This window comes from Sedimenticola hydrogenitrophicus (genome assembly GCF_025175675.1).
GTDB classification, from domain to species: Bacteria; Pseudomonadota; Gammaproteobacteria; order Chromatiales; family Chromatiaceae; genus Sedimenticola; species Sedimenticola hydrogenitrophicus.
The window spans coordinates 1-5,359 of record NZ_JANIOA010000078.1 but is presented as its reverse complement, the minus strand read 5'-3'; the positions used below and the strand labels follow the sequence as shown (position 1 = coordinate 5,359).

The following is a 5,359-nucleotide window of genomic DNA, read 5'->3' as shown; positions in this document are numbered from 1 at the left end:
TGTAATGTTGACTGGCTCAATATCGCGCCGACGGAGTACCCATAGTGACTGTCAGGTTGTCATCCGTGGCAGCATGATCCGAACCACAATAGGGCGCCCCCCATTGTCTAGACTGATTATCGGTTGATTGCGGCCATTCTTTAGTAGGGTTACCGATTCAGCACGGGCGGGATGACGCCAGATCGGGTGCGTAGAGCGCGGCTTGAAGGCCCGGTGCAATGACCCACGGGCGAGGTTGGGAATTCAATTAGCCCTGCCTCCTTGGCTTGCGGGAGTCCTAACGCCGGGCGGCGGCAAAACGCAATCCGACTGCAGCCCCTGCCAGCAGCACCATCTGCCAGACACCGAACAGCAGGGTGGTCCACAGATGATCGCTACGTATGTGGCTGATACCGCTGGCCAGTTCAAGCAGATAGAACAGGAACCCGCCCAGCGCCCCGGACGCCGTGACGGTCAGGACAAACAGCAGAATGCCGGAGCGGATACGCCAGGCGTAGAGCAGACCCAGGGCCACGCAACCGGCCCCTACGATGCCACACACGGCGTACAGGTAGCGTTCGTCCAGCCCCGAATCGGTGCCCACCTTGACCGCCAGGCGCCAGCCGATAATCGCAACCGACACCGTCACCAGCAGCGCCGAAAGTGGTTTGCGCCCATCCCGATGGGCGATATAGCGGCCGGCATAGAACAGAAACAGCCCCAGCACCATGCCGGGCCAGGCATCGGCCAGCCACTGGATATCCGGCAGATAGGGTGCGCCGAAGCTGCAGATCAGCCCGGAGATCAATCCGAGTAGTACGAATGCCTGAAACTGTTTCCCCATGGTCTGGTCCCCTCCCCACTGAGTTCCCGCCATTGCAAAATTGAGCAAGGACAAGGCATGACCGCACGCCACCCCTTATGCTGGCCACCGAGTTTATCACCCGAGAATTTAGGATGGAGCATAAAATGAGCACCGATACCCAGCAGGTCACCACCGAAACCAACGCCGATGAGGCGCAGCCGCAAACCACTGCGATCGATGTGAATATCCAGGTGGAGACCACCGAGGAGAAGAAAGAGGAGGAACGCCCCGGCGTCTGCTGCGGCTCCTGCTCCTGACCGATGACCAGCGGGGGAGGCCGGGCCTCCCCCGTCCCCGACCGGGCGGGAGCATTACACAATTGTTCCGAATTCGCGGTATAGGGGCTGGCATCTTCTGTCGAGGGACGCCGTTAACCCATCCATGGGGGCTCGCTGCCGCCATCCCTGGCGGCAGACGCCCTCGGCAGAAGGCGCCAGCCCCTCTGGACAAACGTGGAATGCTCCCGACCAGACCAGGCCGTCACTCCGGCCTTCCAGCAAGCCCTAACAACGACATAACTTACTGTAATTACACCAGTTTATAATGCTGGCGTAAACCGGTGTCCGGGCCTAGAATAACGCCACGCCAAGCACTGCCCGGCCGCGCACGCCGGGAGCCGATCCCACTTTTGAGCGCCACCCGCTTGATACATCCACTCTCTGAGTTCAATGCCGAAATCCCCCCCGAGGAGGACGGTCTGTTCGAGCGCATCGCCTGTGGCATCGAATCCCAGGGCTACGTCATTCTGCCCGCCGCCCTGCCCCACCCTGTCGCCGACAGCCTGGTACGCTACCTGAGCCTGCTGGAGGAGGAGCGCTTTCACCAGGCGCGCATCGGCCGGGGCCTGGAGCAGGACCGGAACCCGTTTATCCGCCGCGACAAGATCTACTGGATGGATGACGCCCACCCCGGTGCCAGCCAATGGTTCGACTGGGCCGCACGCCTGAAGCGTTACCTGAACCGGCGCCTGTTCCTCGGCCTGTTCTCGTTCGAGAGTCACTTCGCGCTCTACCACCCCGGTGATTTTTACAAAAAACACCTGGACGCCTTTCGCGGCGAATCCAACCGCGTGCTGACCCTGGTCACCTATCTGAACATGGGCTGGGAACCGGGCCAGGGTGGCGAGCTGGTGGTCTACGCCCCGGATGACGGCGACGAGATCAGCAAGGTGGTGCCCGCCTTCGGCACGATGGTAATCTTTCTCAGCGAGGAGTTTCCCCACGAGGTGTTGGCCGCCGACCGGGACCGCTACAGCGTGGCCGGTTGGTTCCGGATTAACGGCTCCATCAACCGGCAGATCGATCCGCCGCGTTGAGGGCCGATCAACCCGAATCACCCTGATGGATTACGCCGTGCCGGCTCCGCCCATCCCACAGACCTAGCGTGCCTGCAGCGGCGACCACTCCACTTCACACTCCCCGGCCTCGGTCGCCACATAGGCGGAATCGCCGGTGATGGTGACGGACAGCGTCATGGTTCGCTGCAACAACGCGGCCAGCTTGCTGATACCCCGGGCGTCAAATCGAAACACCGAAACCGGCAACATGCCAAATTTGCTCCGGGACTGCTCCCACCAGACATCGGATTTGGCATTGAAGCTGTAGACCTTGACGCTTTTCGCCAGTCGCGTGGCCTTCTTGATCCGCTCCACGGCCGGCTCGCCGACGTCGATCCACAAGGCCACCTGATCATCCAGCGTGCGCCGCCAGATGTCCGGCACATCGGGTTCCGAAAGCCCCTTGGTAAAGACCAGTGACTCCTGGGCATTCAGACAATAGGCCATCACCCGAGCCATCATCCGTTCAGGGTTTTCGGACGGGTGCTGCGCCACCGTCAGATTCAGGGTGTCGTAATAGTTACGATTAATATCCGACAGGCTGATGTTAAATTTATAGATGGTTGGCTTCAGGGCCATGACGAGTCCTTTACGATACCCGAGAACGATTCAGCGGGCTCATTGACAGGCGGGGAAGGTAGCACGTTTTCGACCGACAACCGAGTCAATCCCGCTGCAATCCGCGAATCAGGGCCGGTATCTCACTCGGGTGCATCACTGTGTGATGGGGCGTGATCCCCAGTTCCGCATCCAGCGGCTGCTGATGCCGGACCCAGACAGAGGTAATGCGACTGCCGTGGGCACCCGCGATATCGGCCGCCAGGCTGTCACCCACATGGATCGCCTCGTGGGCCTCGCAGTTGGCCAGCTTCAGGGCCTTCTCGAAGATGGAGCGCGCCGGCTTCTCCTCCGGCTCCTGGCCACCGATAATGATGTGATCCACATGGGCCGCCAGATTGACCGCCTCGATCTTCGGTATCTGGGAAAACACCGGGCCATTGGTAATCACCACGGTGGTGAACAACCGGCGGGCCTCGGCCAGAAACGCCTCGATACCCGGAAAGAAATCAAAGGCGGCCAGGCGGTCATGGTCGAACTGCTTCTGTAAGGCTTGCGCTACGGATTGACTCACCTCGCCCGCACCCAGTTCAGCCAGCAGGTCAATCATCAACTGCACGCGAAACGCATCTTCGCCCTGCCACTCAATAATCGACAAATAACGCGCCCGCTGGGCATCACTCCAGCGGCGATAGAAGCCCGATTCGTAGCTATCGGCAAACAGCACGCCATCCACACCGAACCGCGCCCGCACCGTCTCGGCCAGCTGCGCCTTGGCGATATCCGTCGCCTTTCGGGTATCGCAGAGGGTTTCATCCAGGTCGAGAAATATTGCTTTCAGCACACCGGTATCCTGCAAGTAGAATATCCAGAGATAGTACCACGGTAGGAGCGACGCCCCATCGCGAAGGCAGCACGGTTTCGCAATCGTGCACGGCTCCATCGGCCCGGGGGCGGGCCTCCTGCAGGATCCCCTCGTTCCCACGCTCCTCGCCCCCTCGTTCCCACGCTCCGCGTGGGAATGCATACCCGGACCTCACCAAATCCTCTCCACCTCCAACAACCTGCCTAACCCGGCATAATCCCGCGCACTGGAATAGCGCCAATGCTCCGGTTGATCCACATACCCGCGTTTCACCGGGTTCTGATGAATATATTCCACCTTCTGACGCATCATCGCATCGTTCTGTATCCACTCAGGGTGATACCCCTCCTCCCAGAATTGATACACCCGATCACCCTTGTGCGCCTTCTTGTAAAACGCCAATTGATCCAGAATCCGCCTGACATTGTGTTCGGTAAAATAGGATAATAACTGCCTTGAAGTATACGATTTGAACCGAGCCATATCACGATTCAGATCACTGCTCTGCACGACCATATGCAGGTGGCTCTCAAGGATCACATAGGCATACACCCGAAACCCCTCACTCTTCAGGAATCGAAGAGACTCCAGAACTATCTCCACGGTTACAGGACGCGTGAAGACGGGTATCCAGTGGAGCACTGTGCATGTTACAAAATACGCACCCGTTGGATCGATAATCTTGTAGCGGCTCCTTGCCACAACCACCTCCTTGTTAGTTGTTTTTGATTAAGTTCGAAGACATCCATAAATCGCACAGTGATTCCATCAACTGTATGCATTCCCACGCGGAGCGTGGGAATGAGGGGCATTTACTGTTTCCCTTTGCTATTTGATCACTCGGTTCAGTATGTGGTTATACCGTGTTTGAGTAACAGCCGTGGCAGCACATCATCCAGGTTACTGATATCCTGGTCGTTCAGCTCAATCAGACTGAAACCGTACTGCTCATAGATTGCGATCTTCTGCTTTTTTCTTTCGCAGTATTTCGCATCGCTCTCCATACCCCAGAACTCGATATAGACCTTGCCGGCCGGGAGATAAAAGTCGCAGTACACCTCCTCCTCGATCGGCAGGCGGCGTTCGTAGGCGTGGACAATCTCGGCCGTATACAGCCAGTTATCGATCAACATTTCGGCTCGCGAGCGGACAAAATGACCGTCCGCGGTACGCAGCTTCGGTTTCATCTTGTCGCGGAAGCCTGAAGACTTGTCCGCCGACGGCGCATTGACCGGGAATTCCTTGGCCTCCTTGGTATCCCCTTTCAACTCTTCTATAGTGTTTTTCAGCGACGGATTAGCCGCAACCGCGGGAGGCCACAACACGAATGGGATACCCGATTTGTTATCCTCCCGCTGTTCGCCGCCTACCCGCTGACCCATCGGGGTAACCAGCCAGCCTTTCACGTGCCGTTTAATCCAGCCGTGTTCGGAGAGGATCTGGTTGATACGTCGCGCGGAAAGTTCAAACTTCTGGCCCAGGGTGGTGGCGGTCAGCATGCCGCTGGGCGTCGCCTTCTCCAGTTGCATTGATTCCGGCCAGACGATGTACTTGCCCAGTTTTTCGCTGACCTTGTATTTCCCACCCGCATCCATGCCGGATTGATTAAGCACCCACACTTCATCCTTCCGGTCAATATAGCCCAGTTCCTGAAGCCGGCCGAAGAGCTGCTTTGTGGGTATGGCAAGCTTCTGGGAGAGTTTTGTGGTGGACAGATATTTGGTGTCTTCCATTCCGGTTTTATCCTGTTAATTTG

The 5,359-nt window shown here is 58.1% G+C and carries 7 protein-coding genes; 2 read left to right on the top strand and 5 right to left on the bottom strand.

All coding sequences use genetic code 11. The annotated features are described in order from the left end of the window. Positions 1–277 precede the first annotated feature (277 nt). Positions 278–823, bottom strand: coding sequence for a hypothetical protein (locus tag NPX02_RS20805; protein WP_260295979.1), 546 nt, complete (start codon positions 821–823; stop codon positions 278–280). Between the two features lie 125 nt (positions 824–948). On the opposite strand from NPX02_RS20805, the gene NPX02_RS20800 reads away from it, so the two are divergent. Both NPX02_RS20800 and NPX02_RS20795 read left to right on the top strand, forming a co-directional pair. After that, entirely contained in the window at positions 949–1,101 is a 153-nt protein-coding gene (locus NPX02_RS20800; protein ID WP_260295978.1) for a CCGSCS motif protein, read from the top strand. Between the two features lie 371 nt (positions 1,102–1,472). After that, positions 1,473–2,159, top strand: a complete 687-nt coding sequence (locus tag NPX02_RS20795; RefSeq protein ID WP_260295976.1) for a 2OG-Fe(II) oxygenase — start codon at positions 1,473–1,475, stop codon at positions 2,157–2,159. A 63-nt stretch (positions 2,160–2,222) separates the two neighbouring features. On the opposite strand, the gene NPX02_RS20790 is transcribed toward NPX02_RS20795, so the two are convergent. From NPX02_RS20790 to NPX02_RS20775, 4 genes are all read right to left on the bottom strand, one after another. Beyond that, complete coding sequence (locus NPX02_RS20790; protein ID WP_260295975.1) at positions 2,223–2,759, bottom strand: YaeQ family protein; 537 nt, start codon at positions 2,757–2,759, stop codon at positions 2,223–2,225. Between the two features lie 85 nt (positions 2,760–2,844). After that, positions 2,845–3,582, bottom strand: coding sequence for an HAD family hydrolase (locus NPX02_RS20785; protein ID WP_260295974.1), 738 nt, complete (start codon positions 3,580–3,582; stop codon positions 2,845–2,847). Positions 3,583–3,774: 192 nt separating this feature from the next. Then, positions 3,775–4,305 carry an REP-associated tyrosine transposase gene (locus tag NPX02_RS20780; protein WP_260295973.1) on the bottom strand — a complete coding sequence of 177 codons (531 nt, stop codon included), beginning with the start codon at positions 4,303–4,305 and terminating at the stop codon, positions 3,775–3,777. 143 nt (positions 4,306–4,448) lie between these two features. Further along, a complete protein-coding gene (locus tag NPX02_RS20775) occupies positions 4,449–5,336 on the bottom strand; it encodes a glycerol kinase (RefSeq protein WP_260295972.1) in 888 nt (295 codons plus the stop codon). Between the last annotated feature and the right edge of the window lie 23 nt (positions 5,337–5,359).

Bases quoted from the DNA above. Each gene is read 5' to 3' on its own strand.
- NPX02_RS20805 (WP_260295979.1), bottom strand. From the start codon at position 823: ATGGGGAAACAGTTTCAGGCATTCGTACTACTCGGATTGATCTCCGGG.
- NPX02_RS20800 (WP_260295978.1), top strand. From the start codon at position 949: ATGAGCACCGATACCCAGCAGGTCACCACCGAAACCAACGCCGATGAG.
- NPX02_RS20790 (WP_260295975.1), bottom strand. From the start codon at position 2,759: ATGGCCCTGAAGCCAACCATCTATAAATTTAACATCAGCCTGTCGGAT.
- NPX02_RS20775 (WP_260295972.1), bottom strand. From the start codon at position 5,336: ATGGAAGACACCAAATATCTGTCCACCACAAAACTCTCCCAGAAGCTT.